Source organism: Nitrosospira briensis C-128, assembly GCF_000619905.2.
Taxonomy (GTDB): domain Bacteria; phylum Pseudomonadota; class Gammaproteobacteria; order Burkholderiales; family Nitrosomonadaceae; genus Nitrosospira; species Nitrosospira briensis.
Window position 1 is genome coordinate 1,607,953 of the sequence record NZ_CP012371.1, and the last position, 23,305, is coordinate 1,631,257.

The window sequence follows — 23,305 nt, forward strand, 5'->3', positions numbered from 1 at the left end:
TTGAATAGGTTATTGCAGGACTTGTCCTTTTAGCCCGGATGTTTCATAAATTTGCGTGATGATTGCGCAGGATTTTGTTTCGTAGGGAGATTTTGTGAAAGAGTGGCGTAGTTATTCATACGCCCGACTGAACGAAATTTTCATACGAAACAAAAGACCAGCAAGGGCGCGCGTCAATTTATGAAACATCCGGGCTAGCTGGGGTCTATGGTGTCATTCCAATGATCAGCCGGTGGAGTTTTTCCGGAGCCGCTCATTTAGAAAAGTCAGTTAACCTTGATCTGTCTTGGGTATATCGTCCGGCTTAACGCGCTTTGCAATCCCAGTAAGTACCTCGGCAGTTGCTTCACGCATCAGATTGGTGATGGCATGAGTCAGCTTGATGCCCGCCTCTAGCTGGTTCTGTCCGACCGAGGCCATCTGCTGATTAAAAACCACGAGGGTGTCCTTCACCTGAGAACCAACCGCGGTTCCGTTGCGTTTGGCGTGGCCAATCAAATCCCCCAGGGTTTCCTTCACCAGTTCCTGAGCGGCGGAAGCGGATGCCTGTACGACGTCCAGAAAAAGTGTCTCAACACTTTCCAGTTCGGTGCGGGCGCGGGTAAGCTCTTCATTTGAAAATTTTTGCGCCCGGCCTGCAGCCTCCTCCAAAGCCAGTTTTGAAGCTTCGGCAAACTGCGCGAGCGCGGCATCCAATCCGGCGACCGCATCGCGTATGGGCTCCAGTATTGCTTGCGTCTGCGCAGGTGCTTGTTGCAATTTTTGCTGCGCGCCTTCACTCACTCCTTTCATCACCGCCGTCACGACTTTCCGTAGCGATTTCTGATCCTGGTCCTGCGTACTCAAGGCTTTCACCGTGAAATCCCGAACTTCTTCACGGACGTTGTTTCCATGCGCAATGCTGTTGCGCACTTTGGCCTCGAGCGCGGATGTGTCCGAAATTGTGTCAGGAGAAGCTTCACCGCCGGTTACGTTTTGCATGATAAAAACTCCCTAAGTGATGAAAAAATAGTGATCTACGCTGTAAGCCGAACAAGACCGCCCATATAAGGTTGCAGAATTTCCGGAATGGATACGCTGCCATCGGAATTTTGAAAATTTTCCAGAATCGCCACCAGCGTCCGTCCCACCGCCAACCCCGAGCCGTTAACGGTATGCAATAATTCCGGTTTACCTTTTTCGTTGCGAAAGCGCGCCTGCATGCGCCGCGCCTGGAATGCCTCGCAATTACTGCATGAAGAAATTTCGCGAAAGACATTCTGCTCCGGCAACCAGACTTCGATATCGTATGTTTTAGCCGCCGAGAAACCCATATCCGCCGTGCACAAGGTCATTACGCGATAAGGCAATTCCAGTTTCTGAAGAATCGTTTCCGCATGAGTGGTCAACTCCTCCAGTGCTTCGTAGGAATGTTGTGGATGCACAATCTGCACCAACTCTACCTTCTCGAACTGATGTTGCCGGATCATGCCACGGGTATCCCTGCCATAGCTTCCCGCTTCGGATCGGAAACATGGTGTATGCGCTGTGAGCTTGATGGGGAGCGATTCAAGAGCAACGATTCGATCGCGCACCATATTGGAGAGTGGAACTTCGGCGGTGGGGATCAGATACAGATCATCCCCTTCGGGCTGATAGGGCGAATTACCCGTGAACGCGTCTTGATAATTCTCTTGCCCCGAAAGAACTTCAACTGAACCCGTCTTTTTTCGAGGAATCTCGAACAGGTCCTCCTTGAACTTCGGCAACTGCCCGGTGCCCCGCAAGCTTTCCGCATTGACCAGATAGGGAACATATGTCTCGGTATAGCCGTGCTCCTGCGTATGCGTGTCCAGCATGAATTGCGCAAGAGCGCGGTGAAGCCGTGCGAGCGCGCCTGTCATCAAGCTGAAACGTGCGCCGCTGAGCTTGGTGGCGGTCGGAAAATCCAGCAATCCCAGACCCTCGCCTATGCTCACGTGATCTCTCACCATAAAATCGAATATGCGCGGGGTTCCCCAACGGCGTATCTCACGATTATCGGCTTCATTAATGCCCTCCGGCACGCTGCTATGGGGCAGATTGGGGATTTGCAACAATAGTTGCTGCAACGCGGTTTGAGTTTTTTGTAGCTGAGCTTCCGCCTGCCTTAGTTCGTCGCCAAGATTAGCCACCTCAGCAAGGATACCCGAGACGTCCTCTCCTCTGCTTTTGGCGTTACCGATCTGTCTGGAGGCAGCATTTCGCCGCGCCTGAAGCTCCTCCGTATAGGTCTGCAGATTCTTCCGTTCTGCCTCCAGGGCACTGAATTCCGTAGTGGGAAAAGCATAATTACGGGTGGCAAGAACCCTGGCCACATGAGCCAGATCGGTACGTAACAATTGAATGTCTAACATCCTAACTCCAAAAAACGTGTGCCGGACAATAACAGCTCTTATCCAGGCTTTTTCTTTGCCTGTTTGTCCAGTTCGCGCAGGTACGTCAGCCTTTCGGATATCTTACTTTCGAATCCCCGCGCGGCCGGTTCGTAAAATTTAATCTCCGGCATGCCTTCCGGGAGATAATTTTCCCCAGCGGCGTAGGCTTCGGGATCGTCATGAGCATAGCGGTAGTCTCGTCCGAAGCCCATATCCTTCATCAGGCGGGTAGGTGCGTTGCGCAAATGCTCAGGTACGCGGCGTGACTTGTCGCCGCCGATAAAAGATCGGGTTTTATTATACGCAAGGTAAGCGGCGTTGCTCTTGGGCGCACAAGCGAGATAAAGCGCCGCTTGCGCCAGCGCCAATTCCCCCTCGGGACTGCCCAGGCGTTCATAAGTCTCCGAGGCATCGAGCGCTACCCGTAATGCACGCGGATCGGCCAGGCCGATGTCCTCCACGGATGCTCGAATCAAGCGCCGCGCTATGTAGCGTGGATCGGCGCCTCCGTCCAGCATCCGGCACATCCAGTAGAGCGTCGCGTCCGGGTTGGAACCACGCAGCGATTTATGAAGCGCCGAAATCTGGTCGAAATACTCATCTCCGCCTTTATCAAAGCGGCGCTTGGCGCGGGAAAGCGCATTATGCACATACTCCGCTTCTATTTCCGCAATTCCCTCGGTCGCTGCCGCGGTTTTTATCTGCTCGAGAAAGTTGAGCAGGCGCCGCGCGTCACCGTCCGAATATTCGATCAATAAGCGTCTGGCGTCATCGGAAAAATTCAATCCCTGCAATGCGAGATATTCCGCTCGCTTGAACACAGTAGCAAGCTCATCTTCGGATAAGGCAGTGAGAACATAAACCTGTGCCCGGGACAATAATGCGCTGTTAACCTCAAACGAAGGATTCTCGGTGGTGGCTCCGATGAATGTCACCAACCCCTGTTCGACATAGGGTAGAAACGCGTCCTGTTGCGATTTGTTGAAGCGATGCACTTCATCCACAAACAGGATCGTGTGACGTCCGGATTGCTGCAATACGGCCTGTGCGCGTTCAATCGCTTCCCTGATATCCTTGACCCCCGATAACACCGCCGACAAAGCGATGAATTCAGCATCAAACGCCCTCGCCATCAGCCGCGCCAGCGTCGTTTTGCCGGTGCCGGGCGGCCCCCACAGTATCATCGAATGCGGCTTGCCGGATTCAAACGCAAGACGTAGCGGCTTGCCCGGACCGAGCAAATGAGACTGCCCAACAACATCCTTCAGCTCATGAGGACGCAACTGCTCGGCGAGCGGCGCGGCAGCTTCACGTTGCCCGAACAAGTCAGTCACTGATCACGTCCGCACCTTCCGGTGGGGTGAATTTAAACAATTCCGGCGCAAGCCTGGGGTTTTGTTCTACTCGGCTAAAGGTAAGCACCGTAGTCTGGCCGAAATTATCATGCAGCTCCATGCTCTTCAGGGCGCCCTCTGGTGCGAATCCCAGACGCACCCATTCAAACGTGCTTTCCTTGGCCTTAGGTTTGGCTTCCAGCCACTCTGTGTCTCCCTGCAAGCCGATTTCCGTTAGATCGAAATTATTTTCAATGTCACTGTTCCCTGCAAGCAACGCCGCAGGGGTGCTGCCGATAGCGACATCAAGCTTGCGCACGGTTACCTGATTAAGATCGCGATCATAAAACCATATGCGGGAACCATCGCCCACAATAAGCTGCTCGTACGGTTTCTCGTAAATCCATCGAAACTTGCCCGGACGCTCGAATTGCATCGTACCGCCACCTTTTTGTACCGCGCGTCCACTTCTATCGAGAACAGTCTGTGAAAACACCGATCTAACAGTACGGGTATTCTGAATGAAATTCTTGAGACTGTTTATCGCACTTGCCTCGGCGGTAGAGATAAACAAAAAGAACAGCAAAAAAACCCAGCATCGTTCCGGTAGCTTCATGGTATTCCTTAAGTCATCAAGGGAAGTATTATAAAGAAGTGCTTTCGCCCGTGTGGAATAAGCCCGGTTTACCTGAGAATACCATTTTCCTATTTCCTGATCGCAAGCTGGTTTGATCTGGTTTCGCCTGCGATTTTACCGGCTTCTGTTTGCCCCGCCAAAAATGTCTCGCATTATGTCGAAAGCACGGGGAGTAAGCCGTGATTAGCATTTTCCCGGAAAATATCGTATTCCGGGAGATATTGTATATATGGACCAGGCTGAAAATCCGGCATAAAAATGTTGGAACCGTCCTATAACAACAAAGTCTAATTTTTGCTGGCGGAGAATAGTTCCCCGTCAACTTAATGTTGGTCGTTATTCTCTCAACTATTGGCAACAGGAGGAAACAACATGGCAACAACACTAGGAACGTCGGGCCACGCCAAGACAAGTGGGCGCGACTACGACATGTCGGAGTGGTATGACTCAAGGTGGTACAAATTCGGGCTCATCACCATGCTGCTGGTAGCGATATTCTGGGTCTGGTACCAGCGGACCTACGCCTACTCGCACGGCATGGACTCCATGGAACCCGAGTTTGAAAAAGTATGGATGGGACTGTGGCGCGTCCACATGATCGTCATGCCGATCTTTGCCCTCATCACCTGGGGTTGGATCTGGAAGACCCGCGACACCAATCTTGACAACCTTGACCCCAAACTGGAAGTCAAGCGTTACTTCTACTGGATGATGTGGCTGGGCGTCTACCTCTTTGGCGTATACTGGGGCGGCAGCTTCTTCACCGAGCAGGACGCCTCCTGGCACCAGGTCATCATCCGCGACACCAGCTTCACCCCCAGCCACGTCGTCGTGTTTTATGGCTCCTTCCCCATGTACATCGTCTGCGGCGTGGCAAGCTACCTGTACGCCATGACCCGCCTGCCGCTGTACTCCCGTGGCACCTCGTTCCCGCTCGTCATGGCCATTGCCGGACCGCTCATGATCCTGCCGAACGTAGGCTTGAACGAATGGGGTCATGCCTTCTGGTTCATGGAAGAACTCTTCAGCGCACCGCTGCACTGGGGCTTCGTCATCCTGGGCTGGTCGGGACTGTTTGCAGGCGGGATTGCAGCACAGATCATCACCCGCTACTCCAACCTGACCGACGTCGTCTGGAATGGCCAAAGCAAAGTCATCCTCAACAACCGGATCGTACCGTAATCGGCTGGGCAGTTAACCTGAACCATGCTCGGACCGCCCCACTCCCCAAGGAATCAGGGGGAGCGGGGCGGTCTTAATTTATGCAACAACTTCGTCCTTTTTAAGGTACGAAAACAAAAGTAGCAGACCAGTATTCTTGCAATTCGTCGTGATGTCGTCTTTCACATCGACTAGTCGTTGCGCGCCGGGACCAATACCTCCCGATTACCGTTGGTTTGCATGGCTGAAACCAAGCCTGCGCGTTCCATTTCTTCAATCAGCCGCGCAGCACGGTTATAGCCGATACGCAAGTGCCGCTGTACCAGCGAGATCGAAGCGCGGCGCGACTTGAGCACCATCGCAACCGCGTCGTCGTAAAGCGGATCGGCTTCGCCGCCTTCCTGACCTGCTATGCCAGCGCTTTCGCCCGCGCCGCCCTCATCTTCGATAGAATTAAGCACGCCGTCCACATAACGCGGCGCACCATGCGCCTTCAGGTATTCCACCACCCTGTGTACTTCCTGATCGGCGACAAAAGCGCCATGCACCCGTTGTGGATAACCGCTACCGGGAGGCAGATAAAGCATGTCGCCCTGCCCAAGCAGCGCCTCCGCCCCCATCTGATCCAGAATGGTACGCGAATCCACCTTGCTGGATACCTGAAACGCCACACGGGTCGGGATGTTGGCTTTGATAAGGCCGGTAATCACATCGACCGAAGGCCGCTGCGTGGCGAGCAGCAAATGCACGCCAGCGGCACGTGCTTTCTGCGCCAGCCGAGCAATCAGTTCCTCGACTTTTTTGCCCACCACCATCATCAAATCCGCCAATTCATCTATTACCACTACGATCAATGGCATCTCTTCCAGCGGCTCTGGTGCGTCCGGCGTCAAGCTGAATGGATTGGTTAGCGGTTGTTCGCTCTTGATTGCTTCCCGAACTTTCTGGTTATACCCACCGAGGTTACGCACACCCAGTGCAGACATCAGCTTGTAGCGCCGCTCCATTTCCGCTACCCCCCACCGCAGCGCGCTCGCCGCCTGGCGCATATCCGTCACCACGGGCGCCAGCAGATGCGGAATGCCTTCATAAACCGACAACTCGAGCATTTTTGGATCTACCAGAATCAGGCGCACCTGCTCAGGCGTAGCCTTATAGATAAGGCTCAGTATCATGGCGTTGATTGCCACCGATTTGCCTGATCCGGTCGTTCCCGCAACCAGCACATGGGGCATTCTGGCCAGGTCTGCTACTACCGGATGGCCGCCGATGTCCTTGCCTAACGCCATGGTCAGCGGCGACGCCATCTCGGCATAAGCTTGCGAACTGAGAATTTCCGATAGCCGCACCACCTGCCGCTTGGGGTTAGGAATCTCCAGACCCATGCTGGTCTTTCCCGGAATGGTTTCCACCACGCGTATGCTCACAACCGACAACGAACGCGCCAGATCTTTCACCAGATTGAGAATCTGGTTGCCCTTTACGCCCACAGCGGGCTCGATCTCGTACCGGGTAATGACGGGACCGGGATAAGCGGCCACCACCTTGACCTCCACGCCAAAATCGATCAGCTTCCGCTCGATCAGGCGCGAAGTAAATTCGAGCGTGTCGGTCGACAGGATTTCCACATCCTTTTTCGCCGGCTCGTCCAGCAGGCGCAACGGCGGCAAAGGCGAATCGGGTAAATCGACGAATAGCGGCGTCTGTTTTTCCTTGATCACCCGCGGCGACTTCGGAATCATGGTGGCAGGCTGCTCGATATGTAAAGGCGGATTTTCCTGGAAACGTTTTTTCCCGACCTCGACCAATTCGTCCCGCTTGATTGCCGAGGCCAAGCCGGCGCGGCGATCCTGCCAGTCTTCCCAGCGGCGCCTGACGATCAGGCAGCTTCCCTCTATCACCGCGCCCAGCTTCTCGACGAAACGCAGCCACGACAGGCCGGTAAACAAGCTGAAGCCGATCGCGATCAATGTCACCAGTGCCAGCGTCGTGCCGGTAAAGCCCAGCATCCGCGACAGGTTCTTGCTGATTATCAGGCCCAGCACACCGCCCGGCGTCTGGGGCAACGTTATTTGGAGCGTATAAAAGCGCAATGCTTCAAGTCCACTGCTGGCGAATAGCAAAACAAGAAAACCAACAGCCGAAACAAACAATGGGCGACGATCGAATATGCCCCCATCGATACGATGATAAGACCACGTTACGAGAAAAGCACAAAATAATACCCACCACCAGGCTGAAACGCCGAATAGATATAGCAACAAGTCCGCCAGCCAAGCCCCCGCCGTCCCGCCGGGATTTTGCACGGTCGCCGCGCCACTGTGGGACCACCCGGGATCGGCACGCTCATATCCATGGAATATCAGTACCAGGTAAAGCGCCACGCCGAGCAATGCGAGCCCCGCGGATTCGCGTAGCAGCCTGACAACCCTCGGCGGCAAAGGATTGGGACTTGATTTTTTCGCCATAGACTTGACAGAGCTCATGGATAGTCTCGGGCTAACAGAAGAATACGGAAAGAAATCCGATTATATAGGGTTACATCAGGGCTAAAAAGCAGCGTCGCCGCCGCCCTGGCATCGTATGGAAGAAAATGAAGAAAGGCGATCACATATGCATCGCTACCAGCGGTGCAAAGCTCAAGAATTTTACTCGATCTGTCATTCCTTTACTTGCGCGGCCGATTCAACTCATCGGATGTCGTTATCCTGGAGTTTTTCATCCAGTATTTCGATCCAGTGATCGACCGCCATCGACGTACCACTACTCCGGACGTGCATGAGGCATCCTATGTTGGCAGTCGCAATCCGGATTGGCTGGCCCGATTCCAGCGCCGCTATCTTGTTTTTCAGTAGCTGTTGCGACAGTTCGGGCTGCAAAATGGAGTAGGTGCCTGCCGATCCGCAACAAAGATGCGCATCCGGCACATAAGTCAACTCAAAACCTGCGGCAACCAGAATCTTCTCGGCAACACCCCGGATTTGCATTCCATGTTGCAGAGTACAGGGGGAATGGAAGGCGAGCCGGGTTTTTTTTGCCACACCCCTGTGCGCCAGCGGTCTGCCGAGGAGTGAGACGAGTGCTTGGGTCTCGGCTTCCAGGATTTCGCTGATATCTTTAGTCAGCTCGGAAATCCGTGCCGCCTTTTCCGCATAGGCGGGATCATGACGCAATAAATGGCCGTATTCCTTTACGGTTACGCCGCAACCACTGGCGGTCATGACGATGGCTTCCACTCCAACCACCCTTTCTCCTCCTCCGTCATCTTGCATTCCGACATACGGCCACCAGGCGTCCACATTGCGGCGCATGTAATCCAGTCCTTCCTGTTGGGCATTGAGATGGTAAGACACGGCGCCGCAGCAACCTGCGTTCGGCGCCTTGATGAGGGATATACCGAGCTTGTCCAATATTCTTGCGGCGGCGGCGTTGATGTTAGGCGCCAGCGTCGGCTGTACGCAGCCTTCCAGCACCAGCATTTTGCGTTGATGTTGTACAGGAGGCTGAGAAAACTGTGATCCCGCGAGTTGAGAATTCTTTGTATGCGGTATTGAATCCCGAAGCACACCCGGCAGTAACGGGCGCGCAGATCGCCCCAGCTTCAGCAATGAAGCAAACACCCCTGGGTTGGGTAGCGTCTGGCGCAATGCGTAGCGCACGGTAGCTGCAGCGAAACTTCGTCCCACCTTTTTTTCAACAATGCCACGGCCGATATCCACCAGCCGTCCATATTGCACGCCGGAGGGACAAACCGTCTCGCAGGCGCGGCAAGTGAGACAACGGTCGAGATGCAATTGTGTTTTTTGCGTGACCGGCGCGCCTTCCAGCACCTGTTTTATCAGATAGATACGCCCACGCGGGCTATCCAGTTCGTCGCCCAGCAACTGATAAGTCGGGCAGGTGGCAAGACAGAAGCCGCAATGAACGCAATTCCGCAGTATCGCCTCCGCTTCCTGTCCTTCCGGAGAGTCTTTGATGAAGTCGGCGAGATGAGTTTGCATTTATATTTCCGGGTATATCCGGCCGGGATTCAGTATACGCATGGGGTCGAATTTTTCTTTCAGGCGGCGAGTGATATTCATCATAGCCGGGGTGAGCGGATGAAACACGGGGGCGCACGATCCGTAGCTGCGAAATAAAGTAGCATGACCGCCCGCGACCTTCGCAGCGGTGCGTATGGCGAGATGCACTGCCTCGGTATCCGCATCAGCCGAGTCAGTTACCAGCCAGCGCAACGCTCCACCCCATTCGATCAATTGATTCCCGGGCAGCGATAGTGGCGGTGTCGTCGATTTTATGGACAAGCGCCAGAGCGGCTTCCCTGTCTGAAAAAACGGGTGGGTCTGTTCGCGCACTGTTTCCCAGAAAACGGCGCCGTCATCGATTTCCTCTCCACCCATTATCGCACGCGCGGCGCGCACGGCAGGGGCTGCGCCGGATAGCCTCAAAAAAAGGACACCATCGCAGAAACAGGTTGCGGAAACCGGTAGCGGTTTACCTGCCCAAAAATTCATCTTTTCGATGGCTTCCGTCTCGTTCATCGGTAAGCACAGCGTAAGCTCCATTGCCGGTAGCGGCAGCACTTTGAGGGAAACCTCGAGCAAGAGACCCAGCGTGCCCATCGAACCCGTCATCAAACGCGAAACATCGTAGCCGGCAACATTTTTCATGACCTGGCCGCCAAAACGCAGATCCTCTCCTCTACCATCCAGCATGCGCACTCCCAGCACAAAGTCGCGTACCGCGCCGGCGGATGCTCGGCGCGGACCGGACAGGCCGGTAGCAACACAACCGCCGAGCGTAGCGCCAGCGCCAAAATGGGGTGGCTCGAAAGCCAGCATCTGACCGTGCCTGGCCAGTTCGGTTTCGAGATCGGACAATCGCGTCCCTGCGCGAGCGGTGACCACCAGCTCGGTAGGCTCGTAATCGACTATGCCGGCGTAAGCGGTGGCATCGAGAATGCCGCCCCCTGAAGGAAGAGGAGCGGCCAGGGCCAGGGGAGCAACGCGACCGCCATAGAAATCCTTGGTACCGCCGCTGCGTATTATTAATGGCTCGTCAGCGCTGCCGGCCGCTTGAATGGTGTCGGCAAATTGATCAATGAGATATTGCATGCCTAATCGTTGCCAGTCTTCAGACTATGCAAAATCGCCTCATCAATTTTCAAAACCTCGGCAGTCCTGGGAATTTTTCTTCGCCCCGATGCACATGCATGGCGCCATGCTCGGCGCAACGGCGTAGCGTCGGCACGGCTTTTCCGGGATTCAGCAGTCCATCCGGATCAAAGGCCGCCTTTACCGCATGAAACATCTTCAGTTCGCCGATCTTGAATTGAGAACACATCTGGTCGATTTTTTCCATACCGACTCCGTGTTCGCCCGTAATGGTCCCCCCGGCCTGAATACACATCTGGAGTATCCTTGCGCCAAACTTCTCGGTTAATTCAAGCTCTCCCGGCTGATTTGCGTCATAAAGAATCAGCGGATGCAAGTTGCCGTCGCCGGCATGGAAGACATTCATGCAACGCAGGCCATACTCGACGGAGAGCGCTTCGATTCCAGACAATACGTTTGCAAGACTCTTGCGGGGAATGGTTCCATCCATGCAGTAGTAATCCGGCGATATGCGGCCCGCTGCCGGGAAAGCGGCTTTGCGTCCGGCCCAGAATTTAAGCCGCTCGGCCTCATCGCGCGATGTCCTGATCTCGATCGCGCCGCTTCTTTCCATGATTTCATTAATATGCCGGATTTCTTCCGCCACTTCCTCTGCCGTACCGTCCGCTTCGCATAGCAGAATCGCGGCCGCATCAAGGTTGTAGCCTGCATGAACGTACTCCTCCACGGCGCGGGTAGTGATTTTATCCATCATCTCCATACCGGCCGGAATAATACCCGCGCCGATCACGTTCGCCACGGCATCACCGGCACTACGCAGGTCATTAAATGCAGCAAGGACCACCTGGGCTTTTTCTGGCTTGGGCGTGAGTTTTACGGTAACTTCAGTCACGACGCCCAGCATGCCTTCGCTGCCCGTCATGAGCGCGAGCAGGTCGTAACCTGGCGCATCCAGCCCATCAGCGCCGATTTCAAGGATCTCGCCATCTATGGTTATCACGCGCAATTTAATAATGTTATGCACGGTGAGCCCATATTTCAGGCAGTGTACGCCTCCCGAATTTTCTGCCACATTGCCGCCGATGGAGCAGGCAATCTGCGACGACGGATCGGGTGCATAATATAAGCCATACGGTGCCGCCGCTTCGCTGATAGCGAGATTGCGCACCCCTGGCTGCACCCGCGCGGTGCGTGCTGCCGGGTCGAGCTCAAGTATTTGTTTCAACTTGGCGAGCGACAGAAGCACACCTTCCGCATGGGGCAGCGCGCCCCCGGACAGGCCGGTTCCCGCCCCGCGTGCCACTACCGGGATTTTTGCCACATAGCAAACCTCTAGAATTTCGATCACTTCATTTTCGGTTCGCGGCAATGCCACGATCAAGGGCATTTGCCGGTAAGCCGACAAGCCGTCGCACTCGTACGGCCTCAGGTCCTCGATCTCATGAAGCACCGCATCCGGTGGCAGAAAGGTGCGTAGCCTGGAAACAAGCTCGAGCGCATTCATCTCAATTATAAACTCGGTTAATTTAATTCTTTTTGCGAATCCTGAATCGAATCGTTAATTTCATGATTCGACAATTTTTCCAGCATTTGTATCATTGCTGCGCTATCCAACTTTGCGCCGCCGTGGGCGATGCATGCATTGAACATTTGCTGAACGGCGGCCGTATTGGGCAAACTGATGCCCAACGCATGTGCATTGGAGAGTGCGAGATCCAAATCCTTCCGATGCAGCTCTATGCGGAATCCCGGCTCGAACGCGCGCTTGATCATACGCTCGCCATGAACTTCCAGAACGCGCGATGAAGCAAACCCACCCATCAGCGCCTGGCGCACCCTGGCAGGATCGGCGCCGGCCTTGGACGCAAACAGCAGGCCCTCGCCGACAGCCTCGATAGTAAGCGCAGCGATGATCTGGTTGGCAATCTTGCAGACCTGACCTGCGCCATTCTCACCGATCAGCGTGATTGTTTTTCCCAGTAATTCGAGAACAGGCCTGATCTTCTCGAATACCGGTTCCGTTGCGCCCACCATAATGGTAAGGGTTGCATTCATTGCGCCTATATCGCCACCGGACACGGGCGCATCCACATAGTCACAACCGAGCTTATTGATATCAGCGGTAAATATTCTGGTTTCGATGGGAGAGATGGAACTCATGTCCATCACGATCTTGCGTGCAATCGGGTGTTCGCGATTGCTGCCGCTCAGCTCGCGCAACCCTTCGACCACGCCATTCTTGCCGAACAGCACCTGTTCCACATCCTGCGTATCAGGTAGCATGGTGATGACAATGTCGGCGCTTTGGGCAACTTCGCTGGGCGAAGAGCAGGCCTTGCCCCCCAGCTTGAGCAATTCATCCGGCACGCCGCTGCGAGAATGCAGAAACAATGTGTGGCCGCCATTGATAAGGTGCCCGGCCATGGGCTTTCCCATGATGCCGAGGCCAATGAAACCGATGCTTGTCATTTTTTTGCTCATCAGCACTTGAAGTCCTGCCGGTTATCTCAGTTATACTTTTAGGCTCGCCAGCCTCGCTGGTGTCACTCGCGGATTTTTTCGCGGGCAGAGAAGTTTCGCTAGTGTAAACTTTCTTGCGATCCGGATGCCGAATACGGGAGCGTATTTCGAACGCATGCTCATGTTTTTTAGCTAGCGTAGGTGTGCATCCAACATTCTTACTATTGGAAATAAACGTTGGGGTTCCTTCGTCACCCCAACCTACGAGATAATTTTTTAGGGCGCGTCATTGCTGCATACGGATAGGCGTGGGTAACCGAATGATGGGTTATGCTTCGATTCACACATCCTACATGCAGGGTTTGTCGTTGCCGAGCTTGAATATCAGACGCCGCATTCCAAATGCGCGCGCTCATTTTTTAGCGTCGAAATAAAAAAGAATATTGCCATTTGATAATTACAAGGAAATGGAATGATCGAATTTCAACTAGGCAGGCGTAATCGCTGCATTTTTACCTATGTTAATACAAAAGTCGCTCAACACAGTATAAGCGTACTCGCTTGCGTGGCGACCATGCGCGAAAAAAAACGTAATGGTGCCATGAGTGCTGGTCTTGAACTGCCGGGGGCGCTGGCATGAGCAAAGACCCGGTAATCATCATCGGCAGCGGTATCGGCGGTTACACCGTAGCCCGGGAATTTCGCAAGCTGGATGCGGAAACGCCTATCCTGATCATTTCCGCGGATCATGGCGGATTTTACTCCAAGCCGATGCTTTCGAACGCGCTGGCAACGGGGAAGACGCCCGCGTCCATACTGAATGCCAGCGCCGAGAAAATGGCCGCGCAGCTCAAGATGACCATCCGGCCCTATAGCCGAGTGGCGGCCATTGATCCATCCAGTAAAACGATAACCTTGGAAGGTGGAGAGAAACTATCCTACAGCCAGCTCGTTCTGGCGTTGGGAGCTGATGCAATCCGGCTGCCGCTGGAAGGCAAGGGGACGGGAGACATTCTTTCCGTAAACGATCTCGATGACTACGAGCGTTTGCGGAATGTTCTGGAAGGAAAAAAAGAGGTGACTATCCTGGGTGCGGGCCTGATCGGTTGTGAATTCGCCAATGATCTGACCATGGCGGGTTACCGGGTACGCGTGATCGATATCAGCACACAACCTCTGGGTCGGCTGCTACCGCAAGCTGGCGGTGCCTTCATGCAACGCAGGCTGGAAGCAGCCGGTGTCGTTTTCCACTTGGGTGCGGCGACTCAATATGTGGAACGTGTACAAGAAAGCCTGCGCCTGACGCTCGCCAATGGAGAAATCATCCAGACGGATATCGTGCTTTCCGCTGTCGGGTTGCGTCCACGGACCGCACTGGCTCAAGCAGCCGGTATTGCGGTGAATCGCGGTATCTCGGTCAATCGCTCGCTGCAAACCTGTTATGAGGATATTTATGCTTTGGGCGACTGCGCCGAAGTGGAAGGTAGAGTATTGCCGTTCGTGATGCCGATCATGCATGCGGCGCGCGGACTCGCGGCGACGCTTGCCCAGACCCTGACACCAGTACGCTACCCTGCCATGCCCGTGCTGGTAAAGACACCGGCTTGTCCAACCGTGGTATCACCACCCGACGCAGGGAAACAGGGAGAGTGGCTGGTAGAGGAAGACGAAAACGGAGTCAAGGCCCTGTTTCAAAGTGTGGAAGGCGAACTGCTGGGATACGCGCTGCTGGGTGTTTCAACCAAGGAAAAGAATGCGCTTGCCGCGCAGTTGCCGGCAGTGATGGAATAACTCCGCCAATGTCGATTCGTCATTCCAAGCTTGACCTGGAATGACGAATCATACTATTTCCATCTCTCGCCGCGCTCGTACTATCAGTAACCCTTCGAACGCATGCATGAAGCATAAGCCGCCTGATACTGCGCGTCGTGCGACTTGGTTTCGTTGAGTCCGTACAGGCTTCCTCCCGCCACACCTGTTATCCCACCGATGGCAGCTCCCTTCCCCGCGCCGCTGCCTCCACCTGCGATCGCACCGCCCGCCGCGCCTATCGCCGCACCGATAGCGGCGCCCAGCGCTGCGTTCTTGACCACTTCCTCGGTTTTGCTGTTCACCTGCTCAGTCGCATACTTATTGCACGCTTCCATGACGGACTGCGAAGGGTACGCTGGTTGGGGAGGGTACCCCGCTGGCGGGGAATAGGATGGGGGTGGCGGGATAGCGCCCGAAGTGTTCCTGCTTGACTTCGCAACGCGGGTATTCCGCTGAGGCTCGACCGGCGCCACCTCTTCGGCCAGCTTCGCCGGCGTGCTCGATTTTGTCGAGTCTTCTACCCCAACGGTTGGAGACGCATCAACTGCCTCTTGAGAATCAGGCACCTCGGTCTTGGAATCTCGTCCCGTGACAAGCAGTGTGGCGGCAACGGTTGCGCCCACCAGCAGTATTCCAATCGTCGCGAATTTCCAATAATTAATGGATTCGTTTGACATCGTAGCTCCTTCTGAAATGTATTGCTTTTGTCCTTAATCTTCCTGCATCTATTCAACCACCGCCTTCCCGCCTACTCAGTGAGACCCGTGCTTGCCGCCTTTCCCATTTTTATTGCCATCACCGCTTTTGCCCTTGTTGTTCTTATCACTTTTGTCCTTTGCCGTATGTTCATGACCCTTGTGCTTACCTTCGCCATGATTTTGATCCTTGCCTCCCGCTTCATGCCCATGATGGTCCTGATTCCTCAAATCGGAACGCTCCTGCCCCTTCGTTGCCCCGGAAGACCATTGCGCGTTCGAGTTTTCGGTACCCTGCTGACCCATGTGTTCGGATGCCATTCCCCCCGACTTCGCATGTTGACCAGCATCAGTCATTCCATGATGACCATCATGGTGCCCGCCGCCATTTTCCCGCGCTATCGCCGTATTGCCATATACCAGAACAATACCCACCAACAATACCGACAAACCTTTATACATGTCCGATCTCCTCTTGTGTTTATTAACTATTTATATTGATGACAGTTTTATCCGGCAATCGGCTCACGAATGCAGGAATGTATCCTCTTCAAACTCATTTTCGATTCTTTCAATCTTTACTGACTTTGGTACCCCCTGACTATTGGACTAAAGTACAACCAGCAGTGCATGAGTAATCAGAGCCGTCCATCTCGATTACCTATTCGCAATAACGCAGATCGGCTTCATCCGTTTACGTCGAATATTTATTTGTGAATTTTTTGTGAAGTTTATGTAACTATACGACAACCGATTGCCTATTGATGCGTTATATCGATTAACGGCAATAAATTGCCTTGGCTGTGGTTCTTTATCAACTGTGATCCTCATCGAGGAAATGGAGACTTTCATGACAAAAATAAAACTTGCCTGCATCGCTCTTATCATGCTTGGGATGGCCCCCGCCAGTTCAGTTTGGGCGGGAAGAGGCCATGGCCACGGTCACAATAACCACGGCCACCACCGCAATCATCACGGCCATAATCACCATCACAACCATGGAGGGGGTAATGGAGGATATGGACTCGCAATAGGGATGGGATTGTTAGGTTATGGCCTGGGCTATCTGAGTAATAGAGCACCCTCCTATCCACCCCAATATGGCTATCCATCCGCTGGCTACGCACCGGGTTATGGATATGCTCCCGTTATCGTTCCTCCCGCACCGCCGGTTTATATCCAGCAGAGATGGTGATAAAGAGCGCTCGCTGTCGTTGATCAAACACAAACACTACTGGGGTATGGAGACGTAAATGGGAAAAATGAAATTGATGTGCGCGGCACTTATGCTGCTCGGGTCGGTTCCATTAGCATCGGCGGGCAGAGGGCATGGTCACCATGGCCATCACAATCACGGGCACCACCATCACCGCCATGGAGGAGGATATGGATTGGCGTTAGGAATGGGATTATTGGGCTATGGCCTGGGCTACTATGGTAACAGGGCGCCTTATTATCCACCTTCGTATGGCTACGGAAACCAATATAGCTATCCTCCTGTCGGGTACGCGCCTAATTACGGATATGCGCAGCCTTATGGGTATGCCCCGACCGTTGTGGCTCCCCCCGCTCCATCCGTTTACATTCAACAGCAGGAGGTCGTGCAGGTCCAACCACAGGCTCAAGCTGCCAACTATTGGCACTATTGCCGTGACCCGGAAGGGTATTATCCCTACGTGAAAAAATGCCCGGACGGGTGGCTGCAGGTCGCGCCCGAGCCCAGCCAATAAAACCTTAATCCAGCAGTTGATCGCTTTTCGGCTCATTTGCCAACTAAGCGCTATGATGGAAAAGGATTTTTCATACTCCGTGAGCCTCACCTTTTTGGTGAGCTCGCTACGAGGCGGATTTAAGTTAAAGGTACTGCCAAGATGCGCAAAATACCTGGATTATTCGCTCTGCTCGTCACATTCGTGCTCGTCGGTTGTACGAGCATCCCGACAGGGCCCAGCCTGATGGCGTTGCCAGGCTCCGGCAGAAGCTTCGAGCAATTTCGCTACGACGATTACTATTGCAGGGAATTCGCTAATGAACAAGTCGGTGGCATGGATCCGAATCAGGCATCGATATCCAGTGGAGCAGGCAGCGCCGCGATAGGAGCGGCGCTAGGGGCAGCGGCAGGCGCGGCCTTGGGCGGCGGACGCGGCGCAGCTATCGGGGCCGGCACCGGTCTGGTGGCTGGAGGCCTGGCTGGAACGCGTACCGCCGGGGCCTCGGGATACGCCAGCCAACAGCGCTACGACAATGGCTACATACAATGCATGTATGGAAAAGGCCATCGCGTCCCCGTACAGGGCCAGGTCACCAATGACCCATATACAAATGGCGGCAGCCAATACATGGATACACCTTACCCATCTTATCCCCCGGCCAGAAGCATACGGCGGAGTTCGGTAGTTCCGCCTCCTCCGCCACCGCCTCCGGGCATCCCTCCGCCGCCGCCCCCGCGCTAAAGCTGCATTACCCTGGATCAGGGGAAGCTGAACGGGTTTTGCAACACCCCATTTTCCCGGCAAACCGCCGGGAATTTGCTTTAATGAGGGTATGAAACGCCGCTTCGCTTTTGGCGCACTCCTGTTTTGCTGCTGTGTTTTCCCGTCCCAAGGCGGGGAATTCGAAGGATCGCGCCATAAAATGATGGAGGAGGTGCTGGCCACATCCGGCAATTTTCCTCCGAGTTCCAGTGTCATGGCGGCAATGGAAAAAGTGCAGCGCCATCGATTCGTGTCTGCCTGGCTAACTCCTTTTGCCTATCTCAATCGCCCTCTCCCCATCGGCTACGGCCAGACGATTTCGCAGCCCCTCATCGTCGCACGCATGACCGATCTGCTGAAAGTCAAGAAGGATGACAAAGTACTGGAGATCGGCACCGGCTCAGGCTATCAGGCGGCTGTTCTTGCGGAAATAGCCGGCTCGGTTTACACCATTGAAATCATAGAACCGCTGGGAAAACAAGCGGGCGAGCGGTTGAAATCCCTTGGCTACGACAACATAAAAACAAAAGTGGGCGACGGTTACTACGGCTGGCCGGAAGCGGCACCGTTCGACGCAATTATGGTGACGGCTGCCGCAAGCCATGTGCCACCCCCTCTGCTCAAGCAGCTAAAACCGGGCGGACGCATGGTGATCCCGCTCGGTACGCATTTTATGACCCAATATTTGATGCTGGTGGAGAAACAGGCGGACGGCTCGGTGACGACCCACCAAATCGTGCCGGTCAGTTTCGTTCCGCTTGTCGGCGGACATTAGCCGTGAATGCGCCACGCCCACCATTTGTTGCCATCGGGCTGCTCTCTGCTTGTGTGCTGGCGTATGAAGTGTTGCTGACGCGCCTGTTCAGCATCGTGCTGTGGCATCACTTCGCCTATATGATCATCAGCGCGGCAATGCTGGGCTATGGGGCGAGCGGAACGGCGCTAACGTTGCTGAAGAAAAAAATCATTCCACACGTTGGAACAGTCTATGTCATGGCTGCCGCAGGGATGGCTTTTCTGATGCCTGCAGCGTTTCTGCTGACGCAACAGGTTCCGTTCAATCCGCTTGAACTGCTGTGGGATAAAACACAGCTAGCCAAGCTGCTCGCCATTTATCTGCTGATGATGCTGCCCTTCTTTTGTGGAGGGTTGGGTATCGGCCTCGTCTTGTGGCACTTCGGCAAGGAAGCAGGCCGCATCTATGCCTTTGATATCCTGGGCGCGGGGGTGGGCAGCCTGGGCGTTATCGGCGTGCTGTTTCTCGTTCCACCGAACAAGGTGCTCATCGTCCTCACGGTGCTGGCCCTGCTGGCTGCCGCTGTCGCCATCATCGAGCTGAAAGTGCGGCCGAAATGGCTGGCGGGCGTGTTTGCAGGGCTGGCCTCCCTGGTGGTTGTAGCGCTGCCCGGCGACTGGTTGCAAGTGCACATTTCGCCCTACAAGGACCTGAGCCAGACATTGAATATTGCCGGAGCAAAGGTGATCGAACAACGTTCCAGCCCGCTGGGACAGATCACGGTAGTGGAAAACACCCGTATCCCCTTCCGCCATGCGCCGGGGATGAGTCTCAACGCAACGGACGAGCCACCGCCCCAGTTGGGCGTGTTCGTGGATGGAGAAGGGCCGTCCGTGTTGACACGGTTTGATGGCAACCTGGCACCGCTGGCCTACCTCGACCAGTTTACGTCAGCACTGCCTTACCATGTGCTGGCACAGCCGCATGTACGGCCACGGGTACTAGTGCTGGGCGCAGGCGCCGGCAGCGACGTGTTGCAGGCGCTCTACTTCCGCGCAGCGTCTGTCGATGCAGTAGAACTCGATCGCAACGTCATCGATTTGGTTCGGCAACGCTTCCATGACTTTGCCGGTGACCTTTATGCCCAGCCTGGGGTACACGTGCACGAAGGCGAAGCGCGCGGCTTCGCCAACGCCAGCCGGGAGCACTACGACCTTGTGCAGGTGGCGTTGCTGGATTCATTTGGTGTCGCCTCGGCAGGACTTTACGGCCTGAGCGAAAGCTATATCTACACGGTGGAGGCACTTCAGACCTACCTGAACCGCCTCAGACCCGGCGGCATATTGGCGGTTACGCGCTGGCTGACCTTGCCGCCGCGCGATGCGCTGAAGCTGTTTGCCACAGCAACGCTCGCTTTGGAGCGGAACGGCGTGCCCGATCCTGGCAAGCGACTGGTGATGATACGCGGCTGGAAAACCGTTACCTTGCTGGTAAAAAACAGCGATTTCACAGCGAGTGAAATCGTGGTGATCAAGGAATTCAGCCGCAAGCGCTCTTTCGACGTAGCCTACTATCCGGGAATGCACACCGACGAGGCAAACCGTTACAACATTTTGGTGCAACCCTATTTCTTCGAGGGCGCTGTCGCACTGCTCGGTCCGCAGCGGCAGAACTTCATAGACCGATACAAATTCTATATCGAACCGGCAACTGATGACCGGCCTTTTTTTTTCCATTTCTTCAAGTGGGAAGCTGCCGCTGAATTATTCGCTTTGCGCGAGCAGGGCGGCATGCCGCTTCTCGACTGGAGTTATCCGCTTCTGGTGGCGGCTCTGGTACAGGCATTTGTCGTCAGCGTTCTGCTGATCCTGGCGCCGCTGGCGATATCGCGATGCAGGCATACATTGCCCAACGGGCGGGTAGCCCTGTACTTCCTCGCCATCGGCCTGGCTTTCATGTTCATCGAGATCGCCTTCATCCAGAAATTTGTGCTGTTCCTGGCTCATCCGCTATATGCCGTGGCGGTCGTGCTGTGCGCGTTCCTGGTTTTTGCGGCAGTAGGAAGCTGGCTTGCCGGACGGTGGCAGAAGCAGGTGACGGGCACCAGCCATCTGATCGTGGCTGTAATGGTCATGGCCGCGTTATCGCTACTCTATCTCGCTATCCTGCCGGGCCTGTTCCAGGCGCTCATCCATTTGCCGGACATGGCGAAGATAGCGATTTCAGTGTTGCTGATCGCGCCCCTGGCGGTATGCATGGGAATGCCTTTTCCCACGGGTATGATGCGGCTGGCGTCCATTGCCCAAAATGCTATTCCGTGGGCGTGGGCGATCAATGGTTTTGCCTCGGTGGTCGGGGCCGTCCTCGCTACGTTGTTGGCCATTCACCTTGGTTTTGCCGTGGTGATTCTGTTGGCTGTCGTGATCTACGGCCTGGCCGCTGTTGCGCTGCGGGGGTTTGCTTGAGCGAGCGATTCATCCCTTTGAGCGAGATCCGGGAGACACAGTTGAGCAGGGTAGGGGATATTGGGTTGTTATGAACCCTGCTCAGCCTGGAAGGCTAAGCAGGGCAGGGTGAAGGAAACTATCTTTTGTTATCTCGAAATCGGAAGCTCGAATACGTGCTGATTTATAAGTGGATCATGAGCGGTTCGAACGCTCGACCCGCGAATCAAGATTTCTCAGTGAATAAGATGCAATATCACAACAGAACCAGCAATGCCTTCACAGCGTTAACCGGTTATCACTATCGCAAGTTGTCGTGTGTTTTTTCCGGTCATTTCTTTGCCAATACGACAGATGCCCTGCGAGAGAATTAGCGTGATTTGATGTTCCCATTTTCGTCCGAAATAACGACGTCTACCCGACGATTCAATTGTCGGCCTGCCTGGGTGTTGTTACTGGCGACTGGAAAGCTTTTCCCATAACCGCGCGTTGTGATGCGAGTGGAATCAATGCCCATATTCATCAAGGTATCGCGGACCGCATTGGCGCGCCGTTCAGAAAGCTGCTGATTATAGTTCTCGCTCCCTGTGCTGTCTGTGAACCCCTCAATAGCAACGTTGCGTTGGGGATTCTGTTTGAGAACGTCAGCAAGTTTTTGCAACTCTCGAACGCCACCCGATTTGAGCTCCGCATGATTAGTATCGAACAGCACATCGCCGAGAGTAATGACCGTACCCCGGTCTGATTTTTTTGCATTCAGTTCTTTGAGCTGCGATTCAAGTGTGCTTGCCCGCATTTCGGCACTCTGTGCCTGCTGCTGAGCCTTTTCCGCCTCTTCTGTTCTCGCAGAAAGGCGAATTTTATTGCGCTCGGCATCGGCGGCGGACACATCTGCTTCAGCAGCTTTGCGCTTTGCGGTTTCCTGCGCTATTGAAACTTGCTGTTGTGCCAGATAAGCCAGATGATCCACTTTGGCAGCATCTTTTCCTTTCTTCCAGGCGTTGTCGGCTTGTGCCAACGTGTCGCCTGCCTGCTTCAGTTCCAAAGGCGCGAGATTGGTAACTTCAGGGTCGCTCTGGGCACTGCGATAGCTGCTACGAGCGCTATCCAGAAGTGCGTTTGGTGTCGAGCCGCAACCCGCCAGCGCTGCGATAACCATAAACGAGATGGTTAAATAGCCATTTTTCTTCATGAGCGTATCTCCTCCAGGTAATTACTTTAATTTGCGGTTCATTTCGTTTTGTAGTGTTTGATCGCTTTCCTTCAATGCGTCTGCTGCTTGCTGTGCTTTCGCCGCACGCGCTTTAGCGCTCGCTAGTTGCGCATTTGTTTGCGCGTTTTCACCTAACCTTATGGCACGTTTGTAGTCATCGTCCATCGCTGCCTTTTCTGCATCCTCCAGGTTTTCCTGGGCAGTTTTCAATTCCACCGGAGCAAATTCCGGCGCCCCGGCGCTTACCGCGTCGGCAACCGCAGTTTTCGCAACTGCAAGCTGAGCCGCCGTATCTCTCTTTTCCGTGGTTGCGCAACCTGCTGCGAATACAGCGGCAAGAACTATTACGCTCATCATTTGATACCATTTATATTTCGAAAAGTCTTTCATCGCCCACCTCCCCAAAGATCAATAGAATCTAATTAACAGGACTACTGATGAGTTTATGGGGAAAGTTTTAAATAATCGGTCTGTTAGCGCACGTAAGCGATGGTAGACATCGCATATGAGCCAGATGATTAAATGGACCGGCCAACGTGGTTAGCGAAAACGACCTCTTTCTTCTCCACAATTGCTGTGGATAAGTTTGTGGACAACCTCTGGACACGAGGGGTAAGTCATCTTTCTGTAACGTTATTTACTCAGCTGACCTTTTTTTAAACTAAAAAAATGCGATAGCATTATCAGGCACTTAGATGGAAAGCCAGCGCTCATGCCACTTTCCACGGAGTTATGGTGGGCATTTGTGTGGATTGCGTTACAGATGTGGATTACTGCCAAATGTCAATAGTCTTTGTTGATAGTACTTTCGGATTTCTGTAGATATTGG

The 23,305-nt window shown here is 54.3% G+C and carries 21 protein-coding genes; 8 read left to right on the plus strand and 13 right to left on the minus strand.

What is annotated here, in order from left to right; all coding sequences use genetic code 11:
* Positions 1-270: 270 nt before the first annotated feature.
* The 4 genes from F822_RS07240 to lolA are packed head-to-tail and all read right to left on the minus strand — an operon-like array spanning position 271 to position 4,346.
* On the minus strand, positions 271-981 hold the full coding sequence (locus tag F822_RS07240; RefSeq protein ID WP_025042253.1) for a DUF6781 family protein: 711 nt from the start codon (positions 979-981) through the stop codon (positions 271-273).
* Positions 982-1,016: 35 nt separating this feature from the next.
* Entirely contained in the window at positions 1,017-2,375 is a 1,359-nt protein-coding gene (serS, locus tag F822_RS07245) for a serine--tRNA ligase (protein ID WP_025042254.1), read from the minus strand.
* A 38-nt stretch (positions 2,376-2,413) separates the two neighbouring features.
* Positions 2,414-3,730, minus strand: a complete 1,317-nt coding sequence (locus F822_RS07250) for a replication-associated recombination protein A (protein WP_025042255.1) — start codon at positions 3,728-3,730, stop codon at positions 2,414-2,416.
* Positions 3,723-4,346, minus strand: coding sequence for an outer membrane lipoprotein periplasmic chaperone LolA (gene lolA, locus F822_RS07255; protein WP_025042256.1), 624 nt, complete (start codon positions 4,344-4,346; stop codon positions 3,723-3,725). Before lolA ends, F822_RS07250 begins: the two co-directional genes overlap by 8 nt.
* A 393-nt stretch (positions 4,347-4,739) precedes the next feature.
* On the opposite strand from lolA, the gene F822_RS07260 reads away from it, so the two are divergent.
* Positions 4,740-5,549 carry a methane monooxygenase/ammonia monooxygenase subunit C gene (locus F822_RS07260; protein ID WP_053111338.1) on the plus strand — a complete coding sequence of 270 codons (810 nt, stop codon included), beginning with the start codon at positions 4,740-4,742 and terminating at the stop codon, positions 5,547-5,549.
* Between the two features lie 170 nt (positions 5,550-5,719).
* Here the strand turns inward: F822_RS07260 and F822_RS07265 are convergent, their stop codons facing one another.
* From F822_RS07265 to F822_RS07285, 5 genes are all read right to left on the minus strand, one after another.
* Positions 5,720-8,014 carry a DNA translocase FtsK gene (locus tag F822_RS07265; protein ID WP_025041379.1) on the minus strand — a complete coding sequence of 765 codons (2,295 nt, stop codon included), beginning with the start codon at positions 8,012-8,014 and terminating at the stop codon, positions 5,720-5,722.
* A gap of 204 nt (positions 8,015-8,218) precedes the next feature.
* A complete protein-coding gene (gene glcF / locus F822_RS07270; RefSeq protein ID WP_025041380.1) occupies positions 8,219-9,529 on the minus strand; it encodes a glycolate oxidase subunit GlcF in 1,311 nt (436 codons plus the stop codon).
* Positions 9,530-10,642 (minus strand): glycolate oxidase subunit GlcE, encoded by a 1,113-nt coding sequence (gene glcE, locus F822_RS07275; protein ID WP_025041381.1) that lies wholly within the window; start codon positions 10,640-10,642, stop codon positions 9,530-9,532. It lies immediately after the preceding gene.
* Between the two features lie 49 nt (positions 10,643-10,691).
* A complete protein-coding gene (locus F822_RS07280; RefSeq protein WP_025041382.1) occupies positions 10,692-12,146 on the minus strand; it encodes an FAD-linked oxidase C-terminal domain-containing protein in 1,455 nt (484 codons plus the stop codon).
* A 17-nt stretch (positions 12,147-12,163) separates the two neighbouring features.
* Positions 12,164-13,111 carry a 2-hydroxy-3-oxopropionate reductase gene (locus F822_RS07285; RefSeq protein ID WP_025041383.1) on the minus strand — a complete coding sequence of 316 codons (948 nt, stop codon included), beginning with the start codon at positions 13,109-13,111 and terminating at the stop codon, positions 12,164-12,166.
* 463 nt (positions 13,112-13,574) lie between these two features.
* Here F822_RS07285 and F822_RS15300 point away from each other — a divergent pair, with 463 nt between their 5' ends.
* Both F822_RS15300 and F822_RS07290 read left to right on the plus strand, forming a co-directional pair.
* Positions 13,575-13,742, plus strand: a complete 168-nt coding sequence (locus tag F822_RS15300; RefSeq protein WP_156304371.1) for a hypothetical protein — start codon at positions 13,575-13,577, stop codon at positions 13,740-13,742.
* Entirely contained in the window at positions 13,739-14,893 is a 1,155-nt protein-coding gene (locus F822_RS07290; protein ID WP_025041384.1) for an NAD(P)/FAD-dependent oxidoreductase, read from the plus strand. The genes F822_RS15300 and F822_RS07290 overlap by 4 nt, the downstream gene beginning before the upstream one ends.
* Before the next feature lie 83 nt (positions 14,894-14,976).
* Here F822_RS07290 and F822_RS07295 read toward each other — a convergent pair whose 3' ends face one another.
* Positions 14,977-15,591 carry a YMGG-like glycine zipper-containing protein gene (locus F822_RS07295; protein WP_025041385.1) on the minus strand — a complete coding sequence of 205 codons (615 nt, stop codon included), beginning with the start codon at positions 15,589-15,591 and terminating at the stop codon, positions 14,977-14,979.
* Between the two features lie 75 nt (positions 15,592-15,666).
* Positions 15,667-16,071: a hypothetical protein gene (locus F822_RS07300; protein ID WP_025041386.1), complete on the minus strand. Its 405-nt coding sequence runs from the start codon at positions 16,069-16,071 to the stop codon at positions 15,667-15,669.
* A gap of 388 nt (positions 16,072-16,459) precedes the next feature.
* On the opposite strand from F822_RS07300, the gene F822_RS14840 reads away from it, so the two are divergent.
* The 5 genes from F822_RS14840 (at position 16,460) to F822_RS07320 (ending at position 21,284) form a co-directional block, all read left to right on the plus strand.
* Positions 16,460-16,804 (plus strand): hypothetical protein, encoded by a 345-nt coding sequence (locus F822_RS14840; RefSeq protein ID WP_231623388.1) that lies wholly within the window; start codon positions 16,460-16,462, stop codon positions 16,802-16,804.
* A 58-nt stretch (positions 16,805-16,862) separates the two neighbouring features.
* Entirely contained in the window at positions 16,863-17,339 is a 477-nt protein-coding gene (locus F822_RS07305; protein ID WP_025041387.1) for a hypothetical protein, read from the plus strand.
* A 141-nt stretch (positions 17,340-17,480) separates the two neighbouring features.
* Complete coding sequence (locus F822_RS07310; RefSeq protein ID WP_025041388.1) at positions 17,481-18,062, plus strand: YMGG-like glycine zipper-containing protein; 582 nt, start codon at positions 17,481-17,483, stop codon at positions 18,060-18,062.
* Between the two features lie 91 nt (positions 18,063-18,153).
* Positions 18,154-18,858, plus strand: a complete 705-nt coding sequence (locus F822_RS07315) for a protein-L-isoaspartate(D-aspartate) O-methyltransferase (RefSeq protein WP_025041389.1) — start codon at positions 18,154-18,156, stop codon at positions 18,856-18,858.
* 2 nt (positions 18,859-18,860) lie between these two features.
* Complete coding sequence (locus F822_RS07320; RefSeq protein WP_025041390.1) at positions 18,861-21,284, plus strand: spermine/spermidine synthase domain-containing protein; 2,424 nt, start codon at positions 18,861-18,863, stop codon at positions 21,282-21,284.
* 349 nt (positions 21,285-21,633) lie between these two features.
* Here the strand turns inward: F822_RS07320 and F822_RS07330 are convergent, their stop codons facing one another.
* Together F822_RS07330 and F822_RS07335 are read right to left on the minus strand one after the other, a co-directional pair.
* Positions 21,634-22,455: an OmpA family protein gene (locus F822_RS07330; protein WP_025041392.1), complete on the minus strand. Its 822-nt coding sequence runs from the start codon at positions 22,453-22,455 to the stop codon at positions 21,634-21,636.
* Positions 22,456-22,476: 21 nt separating this feature from the next.
* Complete coding sequence (locus F822_RS07335; protein ID WP_025041393.1) at positions 22,477-22,866, minus strand: DUF4398 domain-containing protein; 390 nt, start codon at positions 22,864-22,866, stop codon at positions 22,477-22,479.
* Positions 22,867-23,305 lie beyond the last annotated feature (439 nt).

Excerpts from the sequence above, each read along its gene's own strand:
- F822_RS07240 (WP_025042253.1), bottom strand. The coding sequence starts at position 981 with ATGCAAAACGTAACCGGCGGTGAAGCTTCTCCTGACACAATTTCGGAC.
- serS (WP_025042254.1), bottom strand. The coding sequence starts at position 2,375 with ATGTTAGACATTCAATTGTTACGTACCGATCTGGCTCATGTGGCCAGG.
- lolA (WP_025042256.1), bottom strand. The coding sequence starts at position 4,346 with ATGAAGCTACCGGAACGATGCTGGGTTTTTTTGCTGTTCTTTTTGTTT.
- F822_RS07260 (WP_053111338.1), top strand. The coding sequence starts at position 4,740 with ATGGCAACAACACTAGGAACGTCGGGCCACGCCAAGACAAGTGGGCGC.
- F822_RS07265 (WP_025041379.1), bottom strand. The coding sequence starts at position 8,014 with ATGAGCTCTGTCAAGTCTATGGCGAAAAAATCAAGTCCCAATCCTTTG.
- glcF (WP_025041380.1), bottom strand. The coding sequence starts at position 9,529 with ATGCAAACTCATCTCGCCGACTTCATCAAAGACTCTCCGGAAGGACAG.
- glcE (WP_025041381.1), bottom strand. The coding sequence starts at position 10,642 with ATGCAATATCTCATTGATCAATTTGCCGACACCATTCAAGCGGCCGGC.
- F822_RS07280 (WP_025041382.1), bottom strand. The coding sequence starts at position 12,146 with ATGAATGCGCTCGAGCTTGTTTCCAGGCTACGCACCTTTCTGCCACCG.
- F822_RS07285 (WP_025041383.1), bottom strand. The coding sequence starts at position 13,111 with ATGACAAGCATCGGTTTCATTGGCCTCGGCATCATGGGAAAGCCCATG.
- F822_RS15300 (WP_156304371.1), top strand. The coding sequence starts at position 13,575 with ATGATCGAATTTCAACTAGGCAGGCGTAATCGCTGCATTTTTACCTAT.
- F822_RS07290 (WP_025041384.1), top strand. The coding sequence starts at position 13,739 with ATGAGCAAAGACCCGGTAATCATCATCGGCAGCGGTATCGGCGGTTAC.
- F822_RS07295 (WP_025041385.1), bottom strand. The coding sequence starts at position 15,591 with ATGTCAAACGAATCCATTAATTATTGGAAATTCGCGACGATTGGAATA.
- F822_RS07300 (WP_025041386.1), bottom strand. The coding sequence starts at position 16,071 with ATGTATAAAGGTTTGTCGGTATTGTTGGTGGGTATTGTTCTGGTATAT.
- F822_RS14840 (WP_231623388.1), top strand. The coding sequence starts at position 16,460 with ATGACAAAAATAAAACTTGCCTGCATCGCTCTTATCATGCTTGGGATG.
- F822_RS07305 (WP_025041387.1), top strand. The coding sequence starts at position 16,863 with ATGGGAAAAATGAAATTGATGTGCGCGGCACTTATGCTGCTCGGGTCG.
- F822_RS07310 (WP_025041388.1), top strand. The coding sequence starts at position 17,481 with ATGCGCAAAATACCTGGATTATTCGCTCTGCTCGTCACATTCGTGCTC.
- F822_RS07315 (WP_025041389.1), top strand. The coding sequence starts at position 18,154 with ATGAAACGCCGCTTCGCTTTTGGCGCACTCCTGTTTTGCTGCTGTGTT.
- F822_RS07330 (WP_025041392.1), bottom strand. The coding sequence starts at position 22,455 with ATGAAGAAAAATGGCTATTTAACCATCTCGTTTATGGTTATCGCAGCG.
- F822_RS07335 (WP_025041393.1), bottom strand. The coding sequence starts at position 22,866 with ATGAAAGACTTTTCGAAATATAAATGGTATCAAATGATGAGCGTAATA.